Consider the following 2320-nt stretch of genomic DNA (forward strand, 5'->3'; position numbering starts at 1 on the left):
GAAATTGCGTGGAGCTAAATATTCACAAAGTGATTTGTCAACGATCTTTCAAACAATAAAGATGCGACTGGATACCGATAGACAGGTGCTTTTTTCAGGGACACCATGTCAAATTGGTGGATTAAAAGCTTTTTTGAAGAGAGATTATAATAATTTATTCTGTATTGATTTTGTATGTCATGGAGTCCCGTCACCATTAGTTTGGAGGAAATATGTAGAATTTCGAGCACGAATTGATGATAACAGTAATGCACCTGAATATATAAACTTGCGTAATAAAGAAAGCGGATGGAGTCATTATTCATATAAAGTTGAATTTGCATATCCTGGGAGAAAACGTTATCTTTGTCGAAATAATGAGGATTTATTTATGAATCTTTTTGTGAAGAATTATATTTTACGAAGATCATGTAGCGACTGTCATTTTAAAGGATATAATCGTGTCGCAGATATTACGTTAGGTGATTTCTGGGGAATATGGGATATTATTCCTGACATGGATGATAACAAAGGAACCTCATTAGTATTGACGCATTCAGATAATGGGGAAAAGCTATTAAAAAGTGCCGCTGATAACTTACGATACAATCAGGTAACACTGGCTCAAGCCACTATGATGAATACTTCTTTGTTAAAATCTTCTTCTTCACAGCCGAGTAGGGACAAAGTGTTAAATGAAATTGTGCAGAATGGATTTGATGCAAAAGGAAAAATTACAGAAATAATCAACCAGGAAGAAATTAGGGCATCATCTTCATTACAGAATACAAATCAAAGATCTGGGTTAGCTTTTATAAAAAGGATTATTCAAATTCTACATGGATAAGGAATGCATGTTAAATCAATTGGAAACTATAATATCTTATATTGAAAGAATAAAAAGTTAGAAGGTGGATGAGAAAGTGGTAATATTTGCAATTCCTTTAAGAGCAAAATGTATGGCGAAAAACTGGAACAATTGTTGCATGCGAACTCGAAGAACAGTAGATTCCATTTATCAAAATAATAACAAAAATTTTAAAATTATATTATGCGGAGATGATAGACCAGAGTTCCTGAATAAAAACTATTATGATGATAGAGTTGAGTTTATCGAGTGTAAATTAGAAAAACCAAAGACGTGGTTAGAAATTGCAAGAAATAAATATTGGAAATTATTAAGAATTTGTGTTCGTGTTAGAGAATATTTACTTGAATCTCAAAATCCAGAAACAGGAATTTATGTTATGCCTGTTGATGATGATGATTTAATACATAGGGATTTAGTTGGATTTATAGAACAATATCCAAATGAGAATGGGTTTTATATTAAAAATGGATTTGTTAACTATGGTGATGAAAAGAAATGTTTGGTTAGATATAACGACATATATAAATTTTGCGGAAGTTGTAATTGTTTGCGCTTGTTTTTAGATGATTGTCCAGAAACTATGCCATTTGATTCATCGCTCGCAATGTCAAAAGACGTTGCATCAATTTTAAATAAAAGATACCCCATTCGATGGGATCACCATGTTCTAGCAGATAAATACAAGCAAATAGGAAGACCATTTAAGGAAATAAAATGGAGGGCAGTTATATATAACAGAAATACAGGAGAAAATGCTTCACAAGTATCTAATTGGGGAGGGAGAAAAGTGAATAATAATGATAGACTCCACTTTGGCATTTTTATTAAGTCATTAAATTTGCTACAGTATAAATATAAAGGGAAAAAAATTAAAGATGATTTTAACTTATATCCAATAATTTGATATTTTAATATAGAAATCTACTGTTAATGGGAAGGAACACATATGCCATGTACAGAAATAAAATTAAACGAATTATAGCAATTATCATGTCGCTATGTGGGATCATTTGTCTCTCATGGCTGTATATTATACTTATTATTGCGATTAAAATAGACTCGCCCGGACCGGTATTTTTTAAGCAGAAGCGAGTAGGAATACATAAAAAACATTTTCAAATTTTGAAATTCCGCACTATGCGGATTGATACGCCCCATGATATGCCAACGCATATGTTGGAAAATCCCGATCAATATATTACGAAAGTGGGCCATTTTCTCCGGAAAACATCGCTGGATGAATTGCCGCAGCTCTTTAATATTCTTATCGGGGATATGGCGGTTATAGGGCCGAGGCCCGCCCTCTGGAACCAATTTGACTGTAAGTGCTTCAAAAGAAGGCGTAGTGCATAACAGAATTTTTTTTGTTATACTCACTACAGATTCATTTGAAGCACTTTTTATTTCGTATTTTAAGCCTGCAGGTATCTGGTAGCTCTGGCGACCACGGCAGGTACCGATCTATGATTT

At 33.2% G+C, this 2320-nt stretch carries 3 protein-coding genes; all 3 read left to right on the forward strand.

The window, feature by feature from the left end; genetic code table 11:
• The coding region (locus ACTNES_RS20485; RefSeq protein WP_441040536.1) for a Coenzyme F420 hydrogenase/dehydrogenase, beta subunit C-terminal domain at positions 1–826 on the forward strand (826 nt) is incomplete at its 5' end.
• Between the two features lie 76 nt (positions 827–902).
• A complete protein-coding gene (locus ACTNES_RS20490; RefSeq protein ID WP_441040537.1) occupies positions 903–1754 on the forward strand; it encodes a hypothetical protein in 852 nt (283 codons plus the stop codon).
• A gap of 47 nt (positions 1755–1801) precedes the next feature.
• Positions 1802–2203 carry a sugar transferase gene (locus ACTNES_RS20495; protein ID WP_441040538.1) on the forward strand — a complete coding sequence of 134 codons (402 nt, stop codon included), beginning with the start codon at positions 1802–1804 and terminating at the stop codon, positions 2201–2203.
• Positions 2204–2320 lie beyond the last annotated feature (117 nt).

The sequence above is a fragment of the Blautia sp. HCP3S3_D9 genome, from assembly GCF_052063845.1.
GTDB lineage: Bacteria > Bacillota > Clostridia > Lachnospirales > Lachnospiraceae > Blautia_A.

Coding starts and splice junctions, on each gene's coding strand:
- ACTNES_RS20495 (WP_441040538.1), top strand. CDS start 1,802: ATGTACAGAAATAAAATTAAACGAATTATAGCAATTATCATGTCGCTA.